The sequence below is a fragment of the Thermus igniterrae ATCC 700962 genome (assembly GCF_000376265.1).
GTDB classification, from domain to species: domain Bacteria; phylum Deinococcota; class Deinococci; order Deinococcales; family Thermaceae; genus Thermus; species Thermus igniterrae.
This window is the reverse complement of the sequence record NZ_AQWU01000074.1, coordinates 37,303-61,689: the sequence shown is the minus strand read 5'-3', so window position 1 is coordinate 61,689 and position 24,387 is coordinate 37,303. Positions and strand designations below refer to the sequence as shown.

General features: G+C 68.7%; 24 protein-coding genes. 5 read left to right on the top strand and 19 right to left on the bottom strand.

Translation table 11 applies throughout. The annotated features are described in order from the left end of the window. Positions 1-7: 7 nt before the first annotated feature. Entirely contained in the window at positions 8-910 is a 903-nt protein-coding gene (locus tag B128_RS0111640) for an AEC family transporter (RefSeq protein ID WP_156822432.1), read from the top strand. Here the strand turns inward: B128_RS0111640 and B128_RS0111635 are convergent. Genes B128_RS0111635 through B128_RS0111615 form a run of 5 tightly spaced genes read right to left on the bottom strand, consistent with a single transcriptional unit; the run spans position 869 to position 4,361 of the window. Beyond that, positions 869-1,258 (bottom strand): hypothetical protein, encoded by a 390-nt coding sequence (locus B128_RS0111635; protein WP_018112447.1) that lies wholly within the window; start codon positions 1,256-1,258, stop codon positions 869-871. The genes B128_RS0111640 and B128_RS0111635 overlap by 42 nt on opposite strands. Continuing rightward, positions 1,255-1,941, bottom strand: coding sequence for a 16S rRNA (uracil(1498)-N(3))-methyltransferase (locus tag B128_RS0111630; protein ID WP_018112446.1), 687 nt, complete (start codon positions 1,939-1,941; stop codon positions 1,255-1,257). The genes B128_RS0111635 and B128_RS0111630 overlap by 4 nt, the downstream gene beginning before the upstream one ends. Before the next feature lie 3 nt (positions 1,942-1,944). Beyond that, positions 1,945-2,706 (bottom strand): 50S ribosomal protein L11 methyltransferase, encoded by a 762-nt coding sequence (locus B128_RS0111625; protein WP_018112445.1) that lies wholly within the window; start codon positions 2,704-2,706, stop codon positions 1,945-1,947. Between the two features lie 4 nt (positions 2,707-2,710). Then, on the bottom strand, positions 2,711-3,307 hold the full coding sequence (locus B128_RS0111620) for a helix-turn-helix transcriptional regulator (RefSeq protein WP_018112444.1): 597 nt from the start codon (positions 3,305-3,307) through the stop codon (positions 2,711-2,713). A gap of 1 nt (position 3,308) precedes the next feature. Next, entirely contained in the window at positions 3,309-4,361 is a 1,053-nt protein-coding gene (locus B128_RS0111615) for an Mrp/NBP35 family ATP-binding protein (RefSeq protein ID WP_018112443.1), read from the bottom strand. Positions 4,362-4,449: 88 nt separating this feature from the next. On the opposite strand from B128_RS0111615, the gene B128_RS0111610 reads away from it, so the two are divergent. Further along, a complete protein-coding gene (locus tag B128_RS0111610; RefSeq protein WP_018112442.1) occupies positions 4,450-5,052 on the top strand; it encodes a hypothetical protein in 603 nt (200 codons plus the stop codon). A gap of 67 nt (positions 5,053-5,119) precedes the next feature. Next, positions 5,120-7,708, top strand: coding sequence for a valine--tRNA ligase (locus B128_RS0111605; RefSeq protein WP_018112441.1), 2,589 nt, complete (start codon positions 5,120-5,122; stop codon positions 7,706-7,708). Here B128_RS0111605 and B128_RS0111600 read toward each other — a convergent pair. Genes B128_RS0111600 through trpC form a run of 5 tightly spaced genes read right to left on the bottom strand, consistent with a single transcriptional unit; the run spans position 7,692 to position 12,051 of the window. Further along, entirely contained in the window at positions 7,692-8,255 is a 564-nt protein-coding gene (locus B128_RS0111600; protein WP_018112440.1) for a DUF6812 domain-containing protein, read from the bottom strand. The genes B128_RS0111605 and B128_RS0111600 overlap by 17 nt on opposite strands. Next, positions 8,227-10,251, bottom strand: a complete 2,025-nt coding sequence (locus tag B128_RS0111595; protein WP_018112439.1) for a single-stranded-DNA-specific exonuclease RecJ — start codon at positions 10,249-10,251, stop codon at positions 8,227-8,229. The genes B128_RS0111600 and B128_RS0111595 overlap by 29 nt, the downstream gene beginning before the upstream one ends. Then, positions 10,251-10,565, bottom strand: coding sequence for a hypothetical protein (locus tag B128_RS0111590; RefSeq protein WP_018112438.1), 315 nt, complete (start codon positions 10,563-10,565; stop codon positions 10,251-10,253). The genes B128_RS0111595 and B128_RS0111590 overlap by 1 nt, the downstream gene beginning before the upstream one ends. 6 nt (positions 10,566-10,571) lie before the next feature. Next, complete coding sequence (hisA, locus tag B128_RS0111585; protein ID WP_018112437.1) at positions 10,572-11,282, bottom strand: 1-(5-phosphoribosyl)-5-[(5-phosphoribosylamino)methylideneamino]imidazole-4-carboxamide isomerase; 711 nt, start codon at positions 11,280-11,282, stop codon at positions 10,572-10,574. A 4-nt stretch (positions 11,283-11,286) separates the two neighbouring features. Further along, on the bottom strand, positions 11,287-12,051 hold the full coding sequence (gene trpC, locus B128_RS0111580) for an indole-3-glycerol phosphate synthase TrpC (protein ID WP_018112436.1): 765 nt from the start codon (positions 12,049-12,051) through the stop codon (positions 11,287-11,289). 92 nt (positions 12,052-12,143) lie between these two features. On the opposite strand from trpC, the gene B128_RS0111575 reads away from it, so the two are divergent. Together B128_RS0111575 and B128_RS0111570 are read left to right on the top strand one after the other, a co-directional pair. Further along, on the top strand, positions 12,144-12,422 hold the full coding sequence (locus B128_RS0111575) for a hypothetical protein (protein WP_156822431.1): 279 nt from the start codon (positions 12,144-12,146) through the stop codon (positions 12,420-12,422). A 2-nt stretch (positions 12,423-12,424) separates the two neighbouring features. After that, a complete protein-coding gene (locus tag B128_RS0111570; RefSeq protein ID WP_018112434.1) occupies positions 12,425-13,264 on the top strand; it encodes a patatin-like phospholipase family protein in 840 nt (279 codons plus the stop codon). Here the strand turns inward: B128_RS0111570 and B128_RS0111565 are convergent. From B128_RS0111565 to trkA, 9 genes are all read right to left on the bottom strand, one after another. Continuing rightward, complete coding sequence (locus tag B128_RS0111565) at positions 13,227-13,658, bottom strand: hypothetical protein (RefSeq protein ID WP_018112433.1); 432 nt, start codon at positions 13,656-13,658, stop codon at positions 13,227-13,229. The genes B128_RS0111570 and B128_RS0111565 overlap by 38 nt on opposite strands. A 1-nt stretch (position 13,659) precedes the next feature. Then, positions 13,660-14,403 carry an amino acid ABC transporter ATP-binding protein gene (locus tag B128_RS0111560; RefSeq protein ID WP_040683635.1) on the bottom strand — a complete coding sequence of 248 codons (744 nt, stop codon included), beginning with the start codon at positions 14,401-14,403 and terminating at the stop codon, positions 13,660-13,662. After that, positions 14,400-16,373, bottom strand: coding sequence for a TRAP transporter permease (locus B128_RS0111555; protein WP_018112431.1), 1,974 nt, complete (start codon positions 16,371-16,373; stop codon positions 14,400-14,402). Before B128_RS0111555 ends, B128_RS0111560 begins: the two co-directional genes overlap by 4 nt. Positions 16,374-16,428: 55 nt before the next feature. After that, the gene (locus B128_RS0111550; protein WP_018112430.1) at positions 16,429-17,379 is read right to left on the bottom strand and encodes a TAXI family TRAP transporter solute-binding subunit; all 951 of its coding nucleotides are present in this window, start codon (positions 17,377-17,379) and stop codon (positions 16,429-16,431) included. A gap of 63 nt (positions 17,380-17,442) precedes the next feature. Further along, positions 17,443-18,231: an amino acid ABC transporter permease gene (locus tag B128_RS0111545; RefSeq protein WP_018112429.1), complete on the bottom strand. Its 789-nt coding sequence runs from the start codon at positions 18,229-18,231 to the stop codon at positions 17,443-17,445. 50 nt (positions 18,232-18,281) lie between these two features. Beyond that, complete coding sequence (locus tag B128_RS0111540; protein ID WP_018112428.1) at positions 18,282-19,046, bottom strand: ABC transporter substrate-binding protein; 765 nt, start codon at positions 19,044-19,046, stop codon at positions 18,282-18,284. A 66-nt stretch (positions 19,047-19,112) separates the two neighbouring features. After that, on the bottom strand, positions 19,113-21,569 hold the full coding sequence (gene glgP / locus B128_RS0111535; protein ID WP_026175222.1) for an alpha-glucan family phosphorylase: 2,457 nt from the start codon (positions 21,567-21,569) through the stop codon (positions 19,113-19,115). Positions 21,570-21,593: 24 nt separating this feature from the next. Next, positions 21,594-23,066, bottom strand: a complete 1,473-nt coding sequence (locus tag B128_RS0111530) for a TrkH family potassium uptake protein (protein WP_018112426.1) — start codon at positions 23,064-23,066, stop codon at positions 21,594-21,596. Continuing rightward, entirely contained in the window at positions 23,038-24,375 is a 1,338-nt protein-coding gene (trkA, locus tag B128_RS0111525) for a Trk system potassium transporter TrkA (protein WP_018112425.1), read from the bottom strand. Before trkA ends, B128_RS0111530 begins: the two co-directional genes overlap by 29 nt. Positions 24,376-24,387: the final 12 nt, after the last annotated feature.

The following is a 24,387-nucleotide window of genomic DNA, read 5'->3' as shown; positions in this document are numbered from 1 at the left end:
CCCTAGAATGCCCCACATGCAGGCCCTCCTCAACACCGTGGTTCCGGTGGCCCTGGTGGTCCTCTCGGGGTACCTCCTGGGCCGGCGGGTGGCCATGGACCTCACCACCCTAAGCCGCCTCACCCTCTACCTCCTGGTGCCGGCCCTCATCTTTGACGCCATGTACCGGGCGGAGTACTCCCGGGAGGGGCTTTGGGGCCTCACCCTGGGCTTCGCCCTCACCTATACCTTCCTCTACCTCCTCATCCTGGGGGCGGGGCGGCTCCTTGGGCTTTCCCCTGAGGCCGCCAAGGGGCTTCTGGTGTGCAGCCTCTTCCCCAACTCCGGCAACATGGGGCTTTCCCTCACCTTCTTCGCCCTGGGAGAGGAGGGACTGAGGCGGGCGGTGGTCTACTTCATCCTCTCCAGCGTGGTCATGTTCGGCCTGGGGCCCGCCTTCATCCGGGGAGGGAGCCTGCGGGAAGGCCTTCTTTTTACCCTGCGCCTTCCCCTCTTCTACGCCCTCTTCCTGGGCCTCCTCTTCAAGGCCCTGGGCCTCACCCTCCCCTTCCGCCTGGACGAGGGGGTGCGGCTCATGGGCCAGGCGGCCATCCCCGTCCTCCTCCTCACCCTGGGGATGCAGATGGCCAAAACCCCCTTCCAGATCGGGGCCTTTGAGGGGGTGGCCAGCGGCCTGAGGCTCCTCCTGGCCCCCCTCACCGCCTACGCCGTGGGGCTCCTCCTGGGGCTACCCACCCTGGAGCACCAGGTGCTAGTCCTGCAGTCCGCCACCCCGGTGGCGGTGAACGCCTTCCTCATGACCAAGGAGTTCGGGGGGGATGCCCTCCGGGTGGCCCGCAGCGTGGTAGTCTCCACCTTTTTGGCCTTCCTAACGGTTCCCCTGGTCCTTTTCCTCATCGGGATCCGGTAGGCCGGGGGTACCCAGGTCCAGCTGGAAGAGGGGCACCCCTTCCAGGAGGCCCACCAGGCGGTGGTAGCCCGCCCCCAGGGGAAAGCGGGCCCGGTAGAGGCCGGGGGCCTCCAGGAACAGGGCCTTTTCCTGGAGGAGTTCCTCTTCCCGGTACCACCTGAGGAGGAGGTACCCGGGGCGGGGAAGGCGCTGCACCCGGAGGAGGAGGAGGGCCTCCTCCCCCTGGGCCTCCAGCCGCGCGGTGAGGAAGGGCCGCTCCAGGGGCGCGGGCCGCCCGGGGTCCAAGGGCAAGAAGGTGTAGCGGCAAGCGGTGAGGAGCACCAGGAGGAGAAGGGCCCAGGGCCTCATCGCCCCTCCCCAGCGGTGCAGAGGGCCAGGAGGGCTAAAGCCGCGGTCTCCGCCCGCAGGATGCGCCGTCCCAGGCTGACGGGGGTAAAACCCCGCTCCCGCAGGAGGGCCACCTCCGCCTCGGCCAGCCCCCCCTCGGGCCCCACGGCCAGGGCCATCGGCTTCGTTAGGTCCAGGGCCTCCCGCACCAGGGTCCTGGCCCCCACGTGGGCCACCAGGCCCTGGGCCACCTTGGGCACGGCCTCGAGGGGAATGGGAGGCAGGACCTCAGGCACCTTAAGCCTTCCCGACTGCTTGGCCGCCTCCACGGCGATGGCCCGAAGCCGCCTGAGCTTGCCCTCCCCCACCTCCTTGGGCACGCTGTGGCGGGTGATGAGGGGCTGGATGCGGGTGGCCCCCAGCTCCGTGGCCCCCCGCACCACCTCGGAAAGCTTGTCCCCCTTGAGGAGGGCCATGTAGAGGACCACCTCCACCCCCACCTCCCGCTCGGGGCGGCGTTCCTCCAGGAGGCGGTAGCGCACCGGGGGCCCCAGGTCCACCACCTCCGCCAGGGCCTCCCGCTCGGCGTCAAACACGGTGAAGCGGTCGCCCACCCGGGCCCGGAGGACCTCCACCAGGTGGTACCCCTCCTCCCAGGGGAGCACGCCGGTGAGGCCCGGGCTGTAGGCGCGGTGGGGACGCACGGACTACCTCCGGTAGGCCAGGAGAACCCACTCCCCCTCTTCCTCAGCCCCCAGGGGGCTGAAGCCCACCCCCTCCAGGGCCTGCCGCACCGAGGGGGCCTTCTCCCGCAGGATGCCCGTGAGGAGCAAGACCCCCTCCGGGACCAGGGCCTCCCGGTAGCGGGGGGCCAGGGCCACGTGGAGCTCGGCGAAGAGGTTGGCCACCAGCAGGTCAAAGGGGCCCTGGGGCAGGGCCTCTACCAGGCTTCCCGGGAGGAAGCGCACGGCCACCCCGTTCCTCCTGGCGTTCTCCTCCGCCAGGGGGAGGACGCTGGGGTCAATGTCCACCCCCAGGGCCTCGGCCCCCAGCTTGGCGGCGGCGATGGCCAGGATGCCGCTGCCGGTGCCCAGGTCCAGAACCCTCTGGCCGGGCCTGGCGTGGCGGGCCAGGGCCTTTAGGGCCAGGCGGGTGGTCTCGTGGTGGCCGGTGCCGAAGGCCATCCCCGGCTCAATGACCAGGGGGATTCCCTCCCCTACTTCGTGCCACGGGGCCAGAACGTAAAAGGGCCCGGCCTGCACAGGCCTGAGGTCGCGCCGCCAGGCCTCAAGCCAGTCCTCGTCGGGAAGCTCCTGCCACTCCCCCCCGAAGGGAAGCTCCACGGGGGCGGGGAAGTAGGCCAGGATCTCCCCCTCCCGCTCCTCCAGCCCCCGGCTTCCCCGGTCAAAGAGCTCGGGAATCAGGGGCTCCAACTCCTCCGGCTTCCCCTTCAGGCGGTAGACCCACACCCCGCTATTCTATCCGGTAGCGGCAACACGCCCCGCCCTCGGCGATGCGCTCCTCCCGCACCAGGGGGAGGCCCAAAAGCTCCTGGTAGGCCAGGAGTTCGCTTTGGCAAAGGGCTTCGTGCTGGCGGGAGAGGGCCAGCTTGGGACAGCGCCTCTGGCAGAGGTAGAGGTGCCCCCCTTCCTCCACCACCTCCGCCTCGTAGCCCTGCTCCCGCAGGAACTGGGCCAGGCGGGCCAGGCGCTCCCGCAGGGGCAGGGCGGGCAGGTTCAGGGGGGCCAGGAGGTGGCGGTGGCGCTCCAGGAGGAAGGCCACCACCCCCTCCCGCCCCAGGGCCCCCTCCAACCCCCGCAGGACGTCCCCGCAAAGGGCGGCGTAGGGGGCCTCCTGGTCCTGGGCCCGGTAGAGGCGGTGGGGGCGGCCCCGGCCCGGGCACTTGCGCACCTCGGAACGCACCAGGCCCTTGGCCTCGAGGTCCTGCAGGTGCTTCTGGGCCGCCACCCGGCTCACCCCCAGGGCCTCCGCCACCTCCTTGACCGTGAGGGGGCGGAAGCGCAGGAGGTCCAGGACCTTTTCCTTGGTGTTCTCCAGGATGAGGGCCATACTAGGCCATGGGCAGAGCGATGAAGGCCTGGACGCTTAGGGCGCCCGCCAGCTCCCGGGCCGCCCGCAGGAAGGCCTGGGCCTCCTGCCCCTCGGGGTCGGCCACCAGGATGGGCCGCCCCCGGTCCCCGCTCTCCCGCAAGGGCAGGGTGAGGGGAATCTCCCCCAGGAAGCGGGTCTTGAGCCTCTCCGCCAGGCGCCGGCCGCCCCCCTCCCCGAAGATGGGGGTGGGCTGGCCGCAGTGGGGGCAGAGGAAGTGGCTCATGTTCTCCACCACCCCCAGGATGGGCACCTGCACCTTCTTGAACATGTCCGCCGCCCGCTCGGCGTCTATCAGGGCCACCTCCTGAGGGGTGGTGACGATTACCCCCCCGGAGACCCGGGTGAGCTGGGTGAGGGAAAGCTGCACGTCCCCGGTGCCCGGGGGCAGGTCCACCACCAGGTAGTCCAGCTCCCCCCAGTGCACGTCCTCCAGGAACTGCTTGAGGGTGCCGTGCAGGATGGGGCCGCGCCAGATCATGGCCTGGCCCGGGGGGACGATGTTGGCCATGGAGAGCACCTTGAGGCCGTAGGCCTCCAGGGGGAGGATCTTGCGGTTCTGGTCCACCTTGAGGCGCTCCCCCTCCAGGCCGAACATCTTGGCCTGGCTGGGGCCATAGAGGTCGGCGTCCAGAAGGCCCACCCGGGCCCCCTCCCGGCTCAGGGCCAGGGCCAGGTTGGCGGCCACGGTGCTCTTCCCCACCCCCCCTTTGCCGGAGGCCACCGCCACCACGTGCTTCACCCCGGGGATGGGATACTGCTCCGGGGCCTTTACCCCGCCCCCGAAGCGCACCCGCACCTCCTCGGCCCCCAAAGGCCTCAGGGCCTGGCGGATGTCGGCCTCGATCTGCCCCTTGAGGGGACAGGCGGGGGTGGTGAGCTGGATGAGGAGGTCCACCCTGGCTCCCTCCACCCGGACCTCCCCCACCATGCCCAGGGAAACCAGGTCCTTGCCCAGCTCGGGGTCCAACACGGTGCGCAGGGCCTCGAGGACCTGCTCTTGGGTAAGCGCCATACCGGGCTTAGGGTATACCCGAGGATAGTTTTGGGCAAGAGGTTAAGGCACAATGAGAACCTCCTGGGGGCTGGCGTATACTCAACGCGTGTACCCCGAATGGCAGAAGAAGCCCTTCTTTGAACTCCACCTGGCCTGGCTAGTCCAGGGGCCCAAGGGCTACGACCTCCTCTTCAAGGTGAACCCCTATAGCCTCTACCCCACCCGGGAAGAGGCCTTGGAGGCGGCCAAGGCCCTCTTGCAAAAGGAGCGCCTGGACCAGGACCCCCGGGTGGGCCAGGGCAAGGCCCCGGTCCTCCTCAGCCCCGAGGACCGCACCCACTTCCTCACCCTCCTGGAAGGGGGAAAGGCCCTTCTCCCCCTGGACCGCTACGCCCTCTTGGGGGAGGTGGTGGAGGTGGAAGAACGCCTCCTCCACCGCGCCCCTTTCCAGGACCCCACAAACGTCCTGTATAGCCTACGGGGCCTCCCCGTCCGCCTCCTCCTCACCCCCTTAAACGACCCTGAGGCCGAGGCCCGGGAGCTGGCCCAAGGCGTACTGGAGGTCCTCCCCGAGGGGCTGGAGGTGGGCGGGATGCGGCTTTTCATCCCCCCGGAAACCCCTATTGAGGGCCTGGCCTACGAGGACGCCTTCTTCACCCTGGGGGAAGGGCGGTACTACCTCTACGCCCTCTCGGAGCCCTCCTCCTAACAGCCCGCTGGGCTGGCCCAGGGACACCCCGCCCGCACTGGCCCCATTGGGTAAAGTGGAGGGTAGCATGGAGCTACCCAAGGCCTACGACCCCAAGACCGTGGAGCCCAAGTGGGCGGAGAAGTGGGCGCAAAACCCCTTTGTGGCCAATCCCAAAAGCGGCAAGCCTCCCTTCGTCATCTTCATGCCGCCCCCCAACGTGACGGGAAGCCTGCACATGGGCCACGCCCTGGACAACTCCCTGCAGGACGCCCTCATCCGCTACAAGCGCATGCGGGGGTACGAGGCGGTCTGGCTTCCTGGCACCGACCACGCGGGCATCGCCACCCAGGTGGTGGTGGAAAGGCTCCTCCTCAAGGAGGGCAAGACCCGGCACGACCTGGGGCGGGAGGCTTTCTTGGAACGGGTCTGGCAGTGGAAGGAGGAGTCCGGGGGCACCATCCTCCGCCAGCTCAAGCGCCTGGGGGCCAGCGCCGACTGGAGCCGCGAGGCCTTCACCATGGACGAGGCCCGCTCCAAGGCGGTGCGCTACGCCTTCTGCCGCTACTACCACGAGGGCCTGGCCTATAGGGCCCCCCGCCTGGTCAACTGGTGCCCCCGGTGCGAGACCACCCTCTCGGACCTGGAGGTGGAGACCGAACCCACCCCGGGGAAGCTCTACACCCTGGCCTACGAGGTGGAAGGGGGCGGCCACGTGGCCATCGCCACCGTGCGCCCCGAAACCGTCTTCGCCGACCAGGCCATCGCCGTCCACCCTGAGGACGAGCGCTACCGGGACCTCATCGGCAAAAAGGCCCGCATCCCCCTCACGGAGCTCTGGATTCCCATCGTGGCCGATGAGGCGGTGGAGCGGGAGTTCGGCACCGGGGCCCTCAAGGTGACCCCGGCACACGACCCCCTGGACTACGAGATCGGCGAGCGGCACGGCCTGGAGGCGGTCTCCGTCATCAACCTGGAGGGAAGGATGGTGGGGGACCGCGTGCCCCAGGCCCTCCGGGGCCTGGAGCGCTTTGAGGCCCGCAAGAAGGCGGTGGAGCTCTTCCGGGAGGCGGGGCACCTCCTGAAGGAGGAGGACTACACCATCCAGATGGCCACCTGCTCCCGGTGCGGCACCCCCCTGGAGTACGCCGTCTTCCCCCAGTGGTGGCTTTTCATGAAGCCCCTGGCGGAAAAGGTGATCCAGGGCCTGGAACGGGACGAGATCGCCTTCGTGCCCGAGCGCTGGAAGAAGGTCAACCTGGACTGGCTCCGGAATGTTCGCGACTGGAACATCTCCCGCCAGCTCTGGTGGGGGCACCAGATTCCCGCCTGGTACTGCGAGGACTGCGGGGCGGTGAACGTGCCCCGGCCGGAGCGCTACCTGGAAGACCCCACGCGGTGCGAGGCCTGCGGAAGCCAAAACCTGAAGCGGGACGAGGACGTCTTTGACACCTGGTTCTCCTCCGCCCTCTGGCCCCTTTCCACCCTGGGCTGGCCCGAGGCCACCGAGGACCTGAAGGCCTTCTACCCCGGGGACGTCCTGGTCACGGGCTACGACATCCTCTTCCTCTGGGTCTCCCGCATGGAGGTCTCCGGGTACCACTTCCTGGGGGAAAGGCCCTTCAAAACCGTACTCCTCCACGGCCTGGTCCTGGACGAGAAGGGCCAGAAGATGAGCAAGTCCAAGGGGAACGTGATTGACCCCCTGGAGATGGTGGAGCGGTTTGGGGCCGATGCCCTGCGCTTCGCCCTCACCTACCTGGCCACCGGCGGGCAGGACATAAGGCTGGACCTCCGCTGGCTGGAGATGGCCCGCAACTTCGCCAACAAGCTCTACAACGCCGCCCGCTTCGTCCTCCTGGCCCGGGAGGAGTTCACCGCCCGGGAGGAAACCCCCACCCTGGCGGACCGCTGGATGCTCTCCCGCCTGGGGCGGGGTGTGCGGGAGATCACCGCTCTCTACGAGGCCCTGGACCTGGCCCAGGTGGCCCGGGAGGTGTACGAGCTGGTCTGGAGCGAGTTCTGCGACTGGTACCTGGAGGCCAGCAAGCCCGCCCTGCGCCGGGGGAACGCCCACACCCTGAGGACCCTGGAGGCGACCCTGGCCACCCTGCTCAAGCTCCTGCACCCCCTGATGCCTTTCCTCACCAGCGAGCTCTACCAGGCCCTCACGGGCAAGGAGGAGCTGGCCCTCGAGGCCTGGCCGGAGGCCGGGGCAGAAGACCAGGAGGCCGAGGCCGCCTTTGAGGCCCTGAAGCAGGCGGTGAGCGCGGTGCGGGCCCTGAAGGCCGAGGCAGGCCTCCCCCTCTCCCAGGAAGTGGGGGTCTTTGTGGAAGGGGAAGGGGACCCCGTGGCGGAAAACCTCGAGGTCTTCCGCTTCCTGGCCCGGGCAGACCTCCTTCCCGAACGCCCGGGGAAGGCCCTGGTGAAGGCCATGCCCAGGGTGACCGTGCGCATGCCCCTGGAGGGCCTCCTGGACGTGGAGGCGTGGAAGAAGCGCCAGGAGAAGCGGCTCAGGGAACTCCTGGAGCTGGCGGAAAGGAGCCAGAAGAAGCTTTCCGCCCCGGGCTTCCGCGAGCGCGCCCCCAAGGAGGTGGTGGCCGCGGAGGAGGCCCGCCTGCAGGAAAACCTGGCCCAGGCGGAGCGCATCCGGGAAGCCCTCAGCCAAATAGGGTGAGCCGCGGGTCGTGGGGTTCCCCGGGGGCCTCGGCCACCCCTTCGGCCTGGCGCAGGTTCAGGGTGACGAAGGGAAAGCGCTCCCGGGGTTCCAGCTCCACGATGGGCCTGTCTGGGGAAAGGGGGTAGAGCTTGGCCTCGAGGAGGGTCTGGAAGGGCTTGGCCTGGGAGAGGTGATCGGAAAGCCGCACCCCCTTGGGCACCATAAGCTCCCCCGCCAGGAGGTAGTCCCCGAAGAGAAAGGCCAGGCGCCGCCTCTCCAAAAGAGAAGGGCTTGTGCGGGGTTCGGTGGGTTTACCGCCCACCACCCACTGGATGCGCTCCTTCCTTAGGGCCAGAAAACCGATGCTGGCCTTTAGATCCTTGGCCTCGGGAGGATGGGTGTAGCCGGGAACATAGACCAAGGCCCCGGTGACGGGCAGATAGGCCTTCTCCTGGTTGAGGAGGTCGGCGGTGCCGGCCCCAGGGACCAGGTAGATCATCCCGTAGACCCGGTAGGCCCGGGTGTAGATGCGCGCCTCATGGGCTTCCCGCGGCTGCTTGTACACGGCTCACCTCCCAGTAGGCCAAGAGGGCCTCGCTGAAGAGGCCCGCATGGCGGCGCTCGTAGGCAAAGAGGAGGCGGCGGAAGACCAGGGCCTTCAGCCGGGCCTCCTCCGTGTTCAGGACGGGGGGAGCGGCCAGCCTCTGGCGCAGGGCCGGCCCCAGGGCCACCTCCACCCGGCGCGGAGGCACCGGGGCAGGGGGAAGCCCAAGCCAAAGGGGGGCCTCCTCAGGGGGCAGGAGGCGGAAGCCCGCCTCTTGGGCATAGGCCAGGCCCTCGGGGTTGTCCTCGGGGATGTAAACCCCCTCCCCCATGCGCGCCCGGACCAGGGCCTCGGCCAAGGAAAGGGGGTAGGCAAAGGCCTCCACCCCTCCCCAAAGCTCCCCCGGCTCCCGGAAGTCCACGGCCTGGGCCTCGTAGGCCACGGTGCCGTTCCAGCGGTTCTCCGTGAGGAGGACCGCCGCCTCCACCTGACCGGGCACCGCTCTGGCCCCCATGCGCCAGGCCACCACCCGCACCCCCCCCAGGTGGAAGGCCAGGTGCTTGCCATCCCCTAGGGTACGCACTCCCTCGGGGGTGCCCGAAAGGAGAAAAAGGGGCTCAGGGTTCCCCGCCCCGAAGGGCTCGAGGGCGGAAAGGCCCGCGAAGACCTCGGGGAGGAAGGTGGGGGACGGGAGAAGGCCCAGGAGGGAGACCTCCTGGACGGGATCGGGGAAGCGGGCGGCGTAGGCCTCTATGCGCCTTTGGAACTGGGGAAAGAGGGCCTCGTCCAGGGCGAAGCCCGCCGCCTCCCGGTGGCCGCCGAAGCGCTTGAGGAGGTCCTGGGCGCTCTTCAGGGCCTCCACGGCGCTGATGGGGGCTAAGGAGCGCACGGTGCCCTTGCCCTGGGCCACCAGGAAGACGGGGCGCAGGGTGGCCTCCAGGATGCGGCTGGCCACGATGCCCATCACCCCGGGATGCCCCTCGGGGTCGTGGAGGACGATGGCCTTGGCCCCGGGGTCCGCCTGGGGGAGGAGCCTTTTCAGCATCTCCTCCTCTATGGCCTGGCGGCGGGCGTTGAGGCGGGAAAGCTCCTCCACCAGTTCCCTGGCCTCGGCCTCGTCCTCGGTGAGGAGGAGCCGCAGGGCCTTTTCCGCCTCCCCCAGCCGGCTGGCGGCGTTGAGGCGGGGGGCGATGCGGAAGGCCACCTCCACCGCCTTGCCGCTAAAGCCCACGGCCTCGGCCAGAAGCCTTAGGCCCAGGGTGGTGGAGGTGGGGATGCGGCCAAGCCCCTCCCGCACCAGGGCCCGGTTCCAGCCCCATAGGGGGGCCACGTCGGCGATGGTGCCCACCGCCGCCAAATCGGCGTACTCCAGGGGTGGGGGCAGGTCTAGCCGCCGGTACAAGGCCCAAAGGAGCAGGAAGGCCACCCCTGCCCCCGTGGGGTGCTCCGAGAGGCCCGGGGTGTAGGCGGGGTGGAGGACCACCCCGGGGGGCGGGGTCTCCCGGGGGGTGTGGTGGTCGGTGACCAGGACCTCCACCCCGTTCTCCAAAAGCTCCCGGAGCTCCGCGTGGTTGGCGATGCCGCAGTCCACGGTGAGGAAGAGGTCGCACCCCTCAACGTGCTCCGGGACCCTTTCCATGAGGACCCCGTAGCCTTCCTCCAGGCGGTGGGGGATGAAGGGGTGCACGTCCGCCCCCAGGGCACGAAGCCCCCGAAGGAGGAGGGCGGTGCCCGTGAGACCGTCGGCGTCGTAGTCCCCGTGGATGCGGATGCGCTTCCCCTCCCTGATGGCGGCAAGCAGGAGGTCCACCGCCTGGTCCAGGCCCTTCAGGGGGAGGAGGGCCAGGGGTGGGTCCAGGTCCTCCGGCCGGCGCACCCCCCGGTGCCAGTAGGCTAAGGCCGCCTCGGGCCCCACGCCAAAAGCTTCCATGAGGGCCCGCCACGCCTCGAGGGGGGGCAGGGGGAGGAAGCGCCAGCGCACCCGCGCCCGAGGGTCTTCCGCCTGGGATAGCCGCATCACACCTCTTCCCGGTCAGGAATCCGGGGAACTTCCTCCAGCCTTTCCCGCTTCAGGGCGTTCACCTCCCCCTGGAGCCGCCGCACTTCCCGCAGGAGGAGGCGCCGCTCCCGGAAAGCCCCCGCCCCCAGGGCCAGGGCGTAAAGACCCCCCACCAGAAGGCCCAGCAGGTAGGCCCCCGGCAACAGGGCGTAGAGGGGCCAGGGCCCCCAGGGGGTGGGTAGCTCCAGAAAGGGAAGGCTCAGGTAGAGGTAAAGGCCCGCCCCCGCCACCCCCAAGGTGGTGAGCAGGAAGACCCAGTGCGCCAGCTTCATACCCTCTCAGGATACCCCCTGGACCCAGTCCCTAAGCCGCACCCGCCCCTCGTAGAGGGCCTTACCCACCAGGGCCCCTTCCACCCCCAGAGCCTCCAGGGCCTTTAGGTCCTCGGGCCCGGCGATGCCGCCCCCAGCGATGAGCTGGTGGGGCCAGGCCTCCCGCACCCGGGCCACCACCTCCAGGTCCAGCCCCTTCAAGGTCCCGTCCCGGCGCACGTCGGTGTAGATGACCGTGCGCACCCCCATGGCCACCCAGTCCCTGAGGAGGTCCAGGGCGGAAAGGGGTGTGGCCTCCTGCCAGCCCGAGACCACCACCTCCAGCCCCCGGGCGTCCAGGGCCACGGCCAGGCGCTCAGGGCCCGCCTCGGCTAGCATCCTCGCCAGAAGGGAGGGGTCCTTGACGGCCACCGTGCCCACCACCCCCCGGCCCGCCCCCAGGGCCAGCACCTCCCGCAAGGCCTCCAGGGAGCGGATCCCACCCCCCACCTGGAAGGGGATGCGCAGGGCCGCGGCGATGCGGCCCAGGGCCTCCCGGTTGTCCCCCTGCCCCAGGGCCCGGTCCAGGTCCACCAGGTGGAGCCACCTGGCCCCCTCCTCCTGCCAGCGCAAGGCGGCGGCCACCGGGTCCCCATAGACGGTCTCCCGCCCGGGGTCCCCCTCGTAGAGGCGCACCGCCTTTCCCCCTTTAAGGTCCACGGCGGGGATGACCCACATGGGGTTATCCTACTAGCTTCCGAAGGGCGGCTTCCAAGTCGGGGCTTTTCATCAGGCTGGTGCCGATGAGCACGGCGTCAAAGAGACCCTCCAGGGCCTTTAGCTCCTCCCTTTGGCCATAGCCGGACTCCGCCACCAAGACCCCGGTAAACCCCCGGGCCCGGGCCAGCCGGCCCAGGCGGGGGGCGGTTTCCAGGTCTATGCGCAGGGTGGCCAGGTCGCGGTTGTTGATGCCTAGCACCTGGGCCCCGGCCTCCAGGGCCAGCTCCAACTCCCTTTCCGTGTGCACCTCCACCAGGGCCTCGAGGCCAAGCCGCCTGGCGGCCTCCAGGTAGGCCCCCGTGAGCTCGCCCAAAACCGCCACGATGAGCAAGGCTGCGCTCGCCCCAAAGGCCCGGGCCTCCTCCAGCATGAAGGGGTCCACCACGAAGTCCTTGCGCAAAAGGGGGAGGGCCACCGCCTGGCGCACCCGCCTGAGGTCCAGAAGGCTCCCGCCGAAGCGGTGGGGCTCCGTGAGGACGCTGATGGCTCTGGCCCCGCCCCGGGCGTAGGCCAAGGCGGCCTCCACGGGGTCTACCTCCCGTATCTTCCCCTCCGAGGGGCTTTGCCGCTTCACCTCGGCGATCACCGCAAGCCCAGGGGTCAGGAGGGCCTCCCGGAAGGAGGGCACAGGGGTAGGCTCGGGCAGGGGGTAGGGGGCCACCTCCTGGGCCCGCCGCCTGGCGATCTCCCCCAAAACCCCGGGCACCTGGGAAAGGTCGGGCCGCATAGGCCCCATGTTAAGGGGAGACCCGGGCCCCGGGGAGGAAGCAGTCCCTCTTCCTTGCGCGCATTTCCTTCATGGCGTACCCTGGTTCTGCCATGGGCGCCCTGGTCTTCCCCAGCGCAAAGGAGGCGAAGACCCTGCGCCGCTTCCTCAGAGAACTGGCCTCCGGCAACCTCCTGCGCCTGGAGAGGACCTCCCTGGAGCTCACCCCTGAGCTGGTCGGGCTCTTCCGGCAACTCCCGGAACCCATGGCCCGGAGGGAGCCGGTGCGGAAGTCTGCTTTCCTGGACCACATGGAAAAGGTCAGGGAACGGGGCCAGAAGCTGGTGGATGAACTAGTCCAGAAAGGGCAGGAGCTCGGGATGGGGTACTGAGCATGCGTGGCGTGGCCTTGGCCCTAGGAGGTGGTGGGGTACGGGGGTACGCCCACCTGGGGGTCTTGACCGTGCTGGAGGAGGCAGGCATCCCCATCCGGGGCCTTGCGGGGAGCTCCGCCGGGGCCCTGGCGGCCAGCGCCTACGCCTTCGGCCACAAGGACCCCTGGAAGGTCCATGAGGCCATCTTTGACGAGGAAATGGCCAAACTCAGCCGCTCAGGAGGCCTCCGCGCCCTAAGCCGCCTCTACAGGGCCCTGAGGCGCCCCGCCCTGGCCGAGCCCGCCCGGGTGGCCGAGGGGCTAAGGGCCCTCTTCGGAGATGCCCTCCTGGAGGAAAGCCCCATTCCCCTGGCCCTCCAGGCCGCCGACCTCCTCACCGGGGAGGGGGTGGTCCTGCGACGGGGGCCAGTGTGGAAGGCGGTCCTGGCCAGCATGGCCATCCCCGGCATCCTGCCGCCCGTGGCCTGGGAAGGCCGGCTTTTGGTGGACGGGGACGTGGCGGAAAAGGTGCCGGTGCAGGCGGCCAAGGCCCTCTTCCCCAAGGTGGTGGCGGTGGACGTCTCCAACCCCCCGCCGCAAGAGGCCCCCAGGACGGCCCTCGAGGCCGCCCTCCTGGCCGGGGAGGCCAGCCGGAGGAGGCTCAAGGAGCTGGCCCTCCAGAAGGCCGACCTGGTCCTCTCCCTGGATCCTCCCTTCCCCATTGACACCTTTGACCACGAAAAACTGCCCCTGGTCTACGCCCTGGGCAAACAGCGGGCCCAGGAACGCCTGAAGGAAATCCAGGCCCTCTCCCGCGTGCGCCTTAAGGACCTCCTCCAGGCCCTCCGCCCTCGAGGGTAAGGGTCCCTTCTGCCCGCCTCAGGAGGCCGAAAAACCCCAGGGCCCCGGCCAACAGGAGAAAAAGGCCCCCCGGCCGCAGGAGGAGGCCCATGGCCCCCAGGAAGAGGAAGAGGGCGGCCCCAAGGCCCACGGCCACCGCCGGGGCCAGGGGCCCCTCCTCCCGCAGGGCCCCCCGGCCCAGGGCCCAAAGCCAACCGCCTCCCACCAGGGCCAGGAGGAGCAGGAGGGGATGCTGGGCCTGGGGCAGAAAGAGGGCCAGCGCCCCCAGCACCAGCCCCTGGAGCAGAAGGAGAGAGGCGGCATACAGCCTGAGGCCCCGCCGGCGCAAGGCCGGCTCCCCCCGGGGGTCGGCCAGGGCCCCCAGGGCCTCCCAAACCCCCCTTTCCCGGCCCATCCTAGTGGCGGAGCACCCGCTGCAGGAAGCTCCGGGTGCGCTCCTCCTTGGGCCGGGTGAAGATGGCCTCCGGAGCCCCCTCCTCCACAATCTGCCCCCCGTCCATGAACACCACCCGGTCCGCCACCTCCCGGGCAAAACCCATCTCGTGGGTCACCACCACCATGGTCATACCCCCGCGGGCCAGGTCCCGCATCACGTCCAAAACCTCCCCCACCATCTCCGGGTCCAGAGCGCTGGTGGGCTCGTCAAACAGCATCACCTTGGGCTCCATGGCCAAGGCCCGGGCAATGGCCACCCGCTGCTGCTGACCCCCAGAAAGCTGGGCCGGGTACTTCCGGGCCTGGTCCAAAATCCCCACCCGCTCCAAAAGCTCCAAAGCCTTCCGCTCCGCCCGCTCCCGGGGCCAGCGGCGCACCCGCATGGGGGCCAGGGTGATGTTCTCCAGCACCGTCATGTGGGGGAAGAGGTTGAACTGCTGGAAGACCATGCCCACCTCCCGCCGCACCTCCCCCAGGGCCCGTTCCTCCTTCACGTTGTGCCCGTCCACCACCACCTCCCCCTCCTGGAAGTCCTCCAGGCGGTTGATGCAGCGGATGAGGGTGCTCTTCCCCGAGCCCGAAGGACCTATGATCACCAGCTTCTCCCCCGGGGCCACCTCCAGGTGGATGCCCTTCAGCACGTGCAGGGGGCCAAACCACTTGTGCAGGTTGTGGATGCGGATGATGGGTTCCACCGCCCTCATTTTCGCACCCGCTGGAGGAGGTAGGTGAGGAGGAAGAGGAAGAGGCCCACAGAGTCGGTAAGAAGCCCCGGGACCACCAGGCTTAAGGCCGCCCCCATGAGGAGGGCCCTCTCCAGGAGGTTGGTGGGCTTGTGCAAGAAGCCCACCAGGCTGGCGCTGAAGGCGGTCATGCCCAAAAGGGCGGTGAAGACGATCCAGGCCCCCTCCATGACGCTTCCTACCCCCAAGAGGAGGAGCTTGGGGCTGAAGAAGAACATGTAGGCCAGGAGGGCGGTCCTGAGCTCGTAGACGAACCCCTGCACCGCGGTCTTCCAGAAGTCGGACCTGGCGATGGCGCTGGCGGCGTAGGCGGCCAGGGCCACCGGGGGGGTGGAGTCGGCCATGATGCCGAAGTAGAAGACGAACATGTGGGCGGCCACGGGGGGCACCGGGTAGCCGGCCTTCTCCGAGAGGTTGAGGACCACGGGCACCACCAAGGAGGCCATGACGATGTAGTTGGCGGTGGTGGGGAGGCCCATGCCGAGGAGCAGGCTGGTGAGCTGGGCCAGGATGAGGACCAGGACCAGGTTCCCCCCGGAAAGGCGCTCCACGATGTCCGTAAGGCCGAAGCCGATTCCGGTCATGGTGACGATGCCCACGATGATCCCCGCCGTGGCCGTGGCCAGGGCGATGCCCACCATGCCTCGGGCGCCGGCCTCGAGGCCCTCCAGGAGAAGCCTTACCCCCCGCACCAGGCCGAAGCCCACCCCGGCCCCGGAGCGCCACCCCCGCCACCCCTCCTGCACGAGGAGGAGGAGGAGCATGAAGAAGATGGTGTTCAGGGCCGCCCGCTCCGGGGTGAGCCTGAGGCCCACCAGGGCGTAAAGGAGGTAAACGAGGGGCAGGAGGTAGTGGGCCCCGGAGCGCAGGATGGGCCCCAAGGGGGGAAGCTCCGAGCGGGGCACCCCCTGGAGACCCAGGCGCAGGGCCTCGAGGTGCACGGTGATGAACAGGGTGGCGTAGGCCAGAAGGGCGGGGATGAGGGCGATGAGGATGAGGTCGCTGTAGGGAATCCCCAGAAACTCCGCCATGATGAAGGCGGCGGCCCCCATCACCGGGGGCATGAGCTGGCCGTTGGAGGAGCTGGCCACCTCCACCGCCCCTGCCTTCTCCGGCGGGTAGCCCACCCGCTTCATGAGGGGTATGGTGAAGGTCCCCGTGGTGACCACGTTGGACACCGAGCTACCCGAGACCACCCCGGTGAGGGCGCTGGCCACCACCGCCGCCTTGGCCGGTCCCCCGCGGAAGTGGCCCAGGAGGGCGTAGGCCACCTGGATGAAGAAGTGCCCCGCCCCCGCCTTCTCCAACAGGGCCCCGAAGAGGACGAAGAGGAAAACGAAGGTGGCGGAGACCCCCAAAGGCACCCCCCAGATGCCCTCGGCGGTGGTGTAGAGCTGGCCCATGAGCTGGCTCCACTGGCTCCCCGCATGGAGCTGGAGCCAGGGGGGAAGCACGTAGGGGATCAGCCCCTTGGGCCCGGTGAGGGCGTAGAGCACGAAGACCGAGGCGATGATGGGCAAGGCCGGCCCCACCACCCGCCAGGCGGCCAGGAAGAGCACCAGAAGGGTCAGGCTCCCCAAAAAAACGTCCCTTTGGCTTGGGATTCCCCCCCGGAGCTGGGTGATGCCGTAGTAGTCCACCACCACGTAGGCCGCCCCCGCCACCCCCAAAAAGGCCAGGGCCCAGTCCAGAAGGGGGATGCGGTCCCGGGGCCCCCGCCTGGACGGGTAGGCCAGAAAGGCCAGGGCCAGGGCAAAGGCCAGGTGCACCGCCCGAAGGCGGAAGGGGTCCAGGGTGCCCAGCTCCATGGCCCAGAGCTGGAAGAGGCTCCAGGCCACCCCCAAGGCGAAGAGGAGGTAGCGGGACCCGCCCTTGGGCCGCCGCCCCCCTAGCTCGCTTTCCTCCACCAAAAGCGCCGCGTCCTTTTCCATCCCTCCTCCAGGCGAAAGGGGCCCCGGGTGGGGCCCCCTGGGTCTAGGCCTTAGCCTACTTCAGGACCCCAATCTCCTTGTAGAAGCGCTCCGCCCCGGGGTGCAAAGGGATGGGCAGACCCCGGGCCGCCCGGGAAAGGTCAAAGAAACGCTCCAGGTTGGGGTGGATCTTCTTGAAGGCTGTCTGGTCAGCGAAGACCGCCTTCATGAACTTGTAGACGGTCTCAGGGGAAAGCTTCTCCGAGGCAATGAGCATGGCCTGCACCGCCACCGTGGGGGTGGTCACGTCCACCCCCTTGTAGGTGCCCCCGGGGATGTTGAAGCCCACGTAGAAGGGGTACTTCTTGGCGATGGCCTGCACCTTGCCCAGGTCCACGGCCACCAGGGTGATGGGGGTGGTGAGGGCGAGTTGCTGGATGGCACTCGCCCCCAGGCCCACGGTGTAGAAGAGGGCATCCGCCCGCCTGTCCTGCATGAGCTGGATCCCCTGGGTGGCACTCACCCGAATGGCCTGGCCCAGGTCCTCAAAACGCAGGCCGTAGGCCTCCAGGATCTGCCGGGCGTTCTGCTCCGTGCCCGAGCCCACGTCTCCCACCACCACCCGCTTGCCCTTGAGGTCGGCCACGGTGCGGATGCCCGCATCCTGCCGGGCCACGATGTGGACCACCTCGGGGTAGAGGGCGGCCAGGGCTCGGATGCCCTTCACCGGCTTGCCGTCAAAGGCAGGAATGCAACAGCCCTGGAAGGCGTAGTAAGCTGTGTCGTTCTGGGCCAGGGCCATCTCAAACTCCCCAGCGGCGATGGCGTTGATGTTGGCCACGCTACCCCCGGTGGAACGGGCATTGGCCCGGATGCCCACGTTGGCGTCGTTCACCAGCTTGGCCATCCCCGTGGCCACCGGGAAGTACACCCCGGTGGTAGCCCCCGAGCCCAGGGTGAGAAACTCTTGGGCAAACCCCAGACCCATCAGGGCCAAACCCGCCAGCAACATGCGCTTTACCTGCATAGGCTTACACCTCCTTAGCAACGAGGGCAGTATACCCTTTGCCCCTTCCCCTCACAAGCCCTTTCAGCGGCCTGCCACCTTAAGCTGCCTCTCCAGCCGGTTGGTGAAGAGGGTGAGGATGGTGGTGAGCAGGAGGTAGATAGCGGCCACAGCCAGGTAGACCTCCACCGGGCGGAAAGTGGCGGAGATAATGCGCTGCCCGGAAAGGGCCAGTTCGGTGAGGGCGATGACGCTGGCCAGGGAGGAGTCCTTGAGGAGGGCCACCACGTTGTTCACCAAAGGCGGCACCACGATGCGCAGGGCCTGGGGCAGGATCACAAAACGCATGGTGTCCACCGGGGAAAGCCCCAAGGACCAGGCTGCCTCCCACTGCCCCTTGGGAATGGCCTGGATGCCGGCCCGCACCACCTCGGCGTTGTAGGCCCCCACGTTGAAGGAGAGGGCGATGAAGGCCGCCCAGTAGGGGGTGATGGCCTGCTGGGCCCCGGGCCAGAGGGGCTCCAGAAGGAGGGGCAGGGCGTTGTAGGCGAAGAGGATCTGCACGAGAAGGGGCGTCCCCCGGGTGACCCAGATGTAGAAGGTAGCGGGAAGCCGCACCCAAGGGCGGCCGGAAAGGCGGAACATCCCGGCGAACACCCCGATGAAAAGCCCAGCTAGGCCCGAGAGGAAGGTGAGCTTTAGGGTGATCTCCGCCCCCAGGGCCATGGCCTCCCCGGCGGAGGCCGCCCGCTCGGGACCAAAACCTGTGAGGAGGAAGTACCGCTCCAGGGCGAAGCCCAGAAGGGCAAAAAGGCCGTAGTAGCCCCCCACCAGGAGGGGCAGGAGAAGGAGAAGGCGCAACCAAAAGGGCATAAGGACAGGAAAAGGGCCCGGGGCCTAGGCAGCCCGGGCCCAAAGGGAGCTTACCGGCAGCGCACGTCCTCCCCGAACCACTTCTTGGAAATCTGGGCGTAGGTGCCGTCCCTCATCAGGTCAGCAAGGGCCTGGTTCAAGGCGTCCACCACGCTCTTGTTGCCCTTGGCCACCGCCATGGCCACCTTCTCCTGGAAGACCAGCTCCCCCAGGGTCAGGGTGTTCTCCAGCTTCCGCTCCTTGATGGCCTCCTTGGCCACGAAGCGGTCGGTGATCCATGCGTCCAGCCGGCCGGCCAGGAGGTCCTGAAGGGCATCGGGGTCCTTCTGGTAGGTACGCACCTGCTTCACCCCAGGTATCTTCTGGGCAGCCTCCATGTAGGTGGTGCCGATCTGCACCCCCACCACCTTGCCCTGGAGTTCCTTGGCCGTCTTGGGCCCACCCCGCTTGCTCACGATGACCCCGCCCGTGCAGTAGTGGGGGTTGGTGAAGTCCACCGCCTTGGCCCGCTCCTCGGTGATGCCGTGGGAGGCGATGACGAAGTCAAAGCGGCCCTGGTTGAGCTGGATGAGGAGGGTGTCAAAGGCCTGGGTGATCCAGACGGGTTTCAGGCCCAGCTTCTGGGCTAGGGCGTTGCCCAGATCAATCTCAAAGCCGGTGAGCTGGTTCTTGGCGTCAAAGTAGTTGAAGGGGGGGAAGGCCCCTTCAGTGCCGATGCGAATCTGGCCCGAGGCCTTGACCTGGTCAAAGGTCCGCACCTGGGCCAGGCTCCAGGGAAGGAGCACCAAGGCAAGGAGGAGCATAAACTTTCGCATAACCCACCTCCCGTTGTGCACGGGCCGATTATACCCGGGCCCGGGCCAGGGTCAAGGCGCCCGGGCCTAGGCCCAGCGCACCCAGGCCACGCGTCCGGTGATGGGATGGCGCAGGGCGAGCCGCACCCCATAGGTATAGCTACCTGGACGCGAGGGGCGGTAAAGGACCCCAAAGCCCTCCCCCTCGAGGGCCAGGGGCACCACCTCCAGGTGCCCGCTGGAACGGCGCACCACCAGCTGGACCTCCAGGAAAGGCCGGAGGGCCTCGGGCACCTCCCCCTCCAGGAAGGCCCGCACCCGCATGGGGGTGCCGTTCAGGGTGAGGTCCCCAGGGACCTCCGCCCGCAGGCCCAGGGTAAAGAAGGCGGGTAGGGCCTGGTGGAAGGCCTCCAGGGCCGCTCTCTGCTCCCGGGCCTTCAGGGCCCAGGCTGCTCCCTGGCGGTACAGGCCGGCGTACTCCTGCACCATGCGGGCAGCGCTGAAGCGAGGCCCCACGGTGCGGAGGCTTTCGTGTACCATGGAGAGCCAGCCAGAGGAGTAGCCCTCAGGCCCCTTGGCGTAGAAGAGGGGGAGCACCTCCCCTTCCAGCACGTCGTAGAGGGCCTGGGCGTCGGCCATGTCCTGGGCCTCCTCGCTCTCGTAGATCCGCTCGTCCCCAATGGCGAAGCCGTTCTTGCCGTTGTAGGCCTCGGCCCACCAGCCGTCCAGAACGCTCAGGTTCAGCACCCCGTTGAGGGCCGCCTTCATGCCGCTTGTTCCCGAGGCCTCCATGGGCCGGCGGGGGGTGTTGAGCCAGAGGTCCGACCCGTGGACCAGCACCCGGGCCAGGTACATATCGTAGTCCTCCAGGACCACCATGCGGCCCTCGAGGCCGTACTCCCGGATTTTGGAGACGAGCTCCTGCAGGTAGGCCTTGCCCGGCTCGTCCTTGGGGTGGGCCTTGCCGGCAAAGACGAACTGCACGGGGTAGGGTCCATGGAGGATGCGCAAGAGGCGCTCGGGGTCTTTAAAGAGCAGAATGGCCCGCTTGTAGGTGGCGAAGCGGCGGGCAAAACCGATGGTGAGCACCTCGGGGTCCAGAGCCCTTTCCGCCTCCCTGAGGCGGCTTGGGCTTTCCCCGTTGCGGCGGCGTTGCTCGTAGAGGCGGGCGCGCGCCTCCCGCACCAGCTCCGCCCGGAGCTCCCGGTGGATACGCCAGAAGTCCTCTCCGAGCCCCTCTACCTTCCAGGTCTCGGGGTCCTGGGGGCGCTTCAGCCACTCGGGGCCAAAGACCTCTGCGTAGTGGCGCCGAAGCTTGGGATGGAGGAAGGTCCAGGTGTGGACCCCGTTGGTGATGTGCCCAATGGGCACCTCCTCCTTGAGAAGACCCGGCCAGAGGTGGTGGAACATCTCCCGGGAGACCTCCCCGTGGAGCCGGGAAACCCCTCCTGCCTGGGCGCTGGTGGCCAGGGCCAGGTTGGACATGGAGAAGACCTTGCCCCAGGGCTTCTCCTCCAGCCCCAGGGCCAGAAGGCCCTCCCGGTCCGTTCCCATCCGCTCCCAGAAGCCCCCCAGGTAGCGCTCCACCAGGTCCAGGGGAAAGGCGTCGTGCCCTGCGGGCACCGGGGTGTGGGTGGTGAAAAGCGCCCCGGCCCGGGCCAGCTCCAGGGCCACGGGAAAGGGGTGGCCCTCGGCCACCAGCTCCCGCACCCGTTCCAGGCCCAAAAAGGCGGAGTGGCCCTCGTTCATGTGGAATACCTGAGGCGCCAGGCCCAGGGCCCGCAAGAGCCTCACCCCGCCGATCCCCAGCACCATCTCCTGCTGGATGCGCATCTCCAGCCCCGGGGCGTAGAGCCGGGCGGTGATGGCCCGGTCCTCGGGGGCGTTCTCGGGGAGGTTGGCGGTGAGGAGGTAGACGGGCACCGCCCCCACCTGGACCCGGTAGGCGGAAAGCCAGACCGTGCGGCCGGGGAACTCCACCCCCACCCGGAGGGGCTTTCCCTCCGCGTCCTGGACGGGAAGGAGGGGGAGCTCCTCGGGGTGGAGGGTCTCGTACACCTCCACCTGGGCTCCTTCCTTGGAAAGGCGCTGGTGGAAGTAGCCCTCGTGGTAGAAGATGCCCACCCCCACCAGGTTCAGGCTCAGGTCGCTGGCGGCCTTCACATGGTCCCCCGCCAGGACCCCAAGCCCCCCGGAGTAGATGGGCAAGGAGCTGTGGAAGCCGTACTCCGCGGAAAAGTAGGCGGTGAGGGGACCTTGCTTCTCTTCCCGCTCCCTCAGGTAGGCCTTGAGGGCTGCCACCACCGCCTGGACCCGGGCAGGGTAGCTGGTGGCCGCCAGGGCCTCGAGGCGGCCCGGGTCCACCTCCAGGAGGAGCTTGACCGGGTTGCCCCGGAAGCGCTTCCAAAGCGAAGGATCAAGTTCTTGAAAGAGCTCCGCCGCCTCCGGATTCCAGCTCCACCAGAGGTTGTAGGCCAGCTCCCTCAGGCCCTTCAGGGGCTCGGGCAGAAGGGGCATGGCGGTGATGTGTCCCAGCGTCCTCACAACGGGGATTATACCCCAAGGGGGTCAGCGCAACCGGCGCCAGAGCTCCGGACTGAAAAGCAGGATCACGGGGAGAATCTCAATGCGCCCGGCCCACATCTGCAGGACCAGGATGAGCTTGGAAAAGGGATTGAGTTCCGCATAAGAGCCCATGGGGCCCACCGGCCCTAGGCCGGGACCGATGTTGCCGATGGCCTGGGCGCTGGCGGTGAAGGCCACCACGAAGTCCCCCTCCAAAAGGGCCAGGGCCAGGGTCCCAAAGCCGAAGAGGACCGTGTAGAGGAACACAAAGACGGAGACCTGCCGCAGGGCCTCCTCGGAGACCACCCGCTGCCCCAGGCGCAAGGGGAGGACCGCCTGGGGATGGAGGGTGCGGGTGATCTCCCGGCGCAGGAGGCCAAAAAGGAGGAGCCAGCGCACCACCTTAATGCCCCCGGCCCCCGAACCCGCACTCCCCCCCACGAACATGAGGAGGACCAGGATGGCCTGGGCGGGGACTACCCACTGGGCGAAGTCCACGCTGGCGAAGCCCGTGGTGGTGAGGATGGAAATCACCTGAAAAAAGGCGTGGCGCAGGCTGGCCTCGAGGCCGTAAAGATGGTGGGTGTAGAGGTAAAGGGCCAAAAGAAGCCCGGAGAGGAGCACCAAAGCCCCATAGGCCCGAAACTCAGCATCCCGCCAGAGGGGCTTCACCTCCCGGCCGAAGAAGAGCCGGTACTGGAGGAGGAAGTTGACCCCCGCCAGGAACATGAAAAGGCTCCCCGCCCACTGGGCCAGGGGGGCGTAGGCGGCAAAGCTCTGGGGGTTGGGGCTGAAGCCCCCCGCCGGGGTGGTGGTGAGGGCATTGGCCAGGGCTTCAAAAAGGGGCACCCCTAGGGCCCAGTAGGCCAAAAAGGCCAGCCCCGTAAGGAGGACATACACCCGCAGCACCGCCATGGCGGTGTGGCGGAGCCTGGGGGTGAGCCTCTCCTTCTCCACCCCGGTGCTCTCGGCGAAAAAGGCTTGGCGGCCCGCCACCTGGAGCTGGGGGAAGACCACCAAGAAGAGCACCACGATGCCAATCCCCCCTATCCACTGGGTCAGGCTGCGCCAGAGGAAAAGGCTTCTGCCGAACTGGCCAAAGTCCGCCAGCACCGTGGCCCCGGTGGTGGTGAAGCCCGAGACCGCCTCAAAGAGGGCGTCCAGGTAGGTAAGCCCCCCCGAGAGCCAGTAGGGCACCGCCCCCAGGGCGGGCACCAGGATCCAGAGGAGGGCCACACTGGCAAAGACCTCCGCCCGGCGGGGCTGGGCCTGGGGGTGGCCAAGCCCCTGTAGGAGCTTGCCCAGCCCCACGCCAAGCGCCGCCCCCAGGGCAAACCCCCGGGCATCCTCCTCCCACCCCAGGGCCAGGAGGGCAAAGAGGGCCATCAGGAGGCCGAAGCCCTGGTAGGTGAGGCCCAGGAGGTAGAGGCTGGAGCGAAACCCCGGCCTAGCCGACGATGCGGGCCACAGCTTCATCCGCCACCTCCCGGGCCGCCACCAGGAAGAGCCGGTCCCCGGGGAGGGCCTCGAGGTCCTCCCGGTAGAGCATCACCCGGTGGTCCCGCTCCAGGGCCACCGGGGCCACCTGGGGGGTGGCCAGGGCCCTGAGGGGCCTCGGCCGGAAGCCCTGGGATAGCTCCACCTCTAGGAGCTCAATGTTCTCGTCCATGGTGGAGACGTGCTCCACGTTCTCCGGGCCCAGGAAGTCCAGCACAGCCCGCACCGCCGCCTGGCGGGGGGTGAGGGGCAGGTCAATGCCCACCTGCTCAAAGAGCCGGCGGGTCTCCGAGCGGGAAACCCGGGTGATCACCTTGCTCACCCCCAGTTGCTTGGCCAGCAGGGAGGCCAGGAGGTTCTTCTCGTCGTTGTCGGTCACCGCCACCACCGCGTCCGCCTCCTGCATCCCTTCCGCTTCCAAAAGCTCCAAATCCGTGCCGTCCCCCTGGATAATGAGGGCCCCAGGGAGCTCCTGGGAAAGCCACTCACACCGCTCGCGGTTGGGCTCAATGATCACCACCTCCAACCGGCGCCGCAGGAGCTCCTGGGCCACCATGAAGCCCACGTTCCCTCCGCCGATCACCATCACCCGGCGCACGCCCCGGCCGGGGGCAAAGCAGGCCTCCAGCTCGGGAAAAACCCGCAAGGAGGTGACGAAGAGGAGCTTGTCCCCCGGCTCCAGCACCAGCTCGGGGAAGTCGGGGTGGGCGAAGCTCAAGAAGCTCCCGTCCCGCACCACCCCCACCACCAGCGCCCCCTCGGGCCAGTTGAGCTCGGAGAGGAGGCGGTGGGCATAGGCTCCCCCCTCCTTCACCCGGTACTCCACGAAGCGGAGCCGCCCCCCCGCCAGGACCTCGGTGTCCACCGCCCCGGGGACCAGGATCACCTCCACGATTTCCCGGGCCATGGCCCGCTGGGGCCAGAGGACCTTGTCAATGCGGGTGCCCAGGATCTCCGCGGTGCGGGGGTCCATGAGGACCTCCACATACCCCCCCTTGCCCACGAAGCACAGGGTCTCCTTGGCCCCCAGGCCCTTGGCCAGGAGGCTGGCCAGGAGGTTGATTTCGTCGGAGTCGGTGCTGGCGATGAAGAGGTCCGCCTGGTCCACCCCCGCTTCCCGCAGGGTGTCGGGGTCCGTGGCCCCCCCCACCACCACCTTCACGTCCAGGTGGGCCAGGCGCTCCTTGGCCTGGGGGTTGCGGTCAATCACCACCACCTCGTGGGCCTTTTCCAGGGTGCGGGCCAGCTCCCCGCCCACCTCCCCGCCCCCGGCGATGACGATGTACATACCGCCCCTATC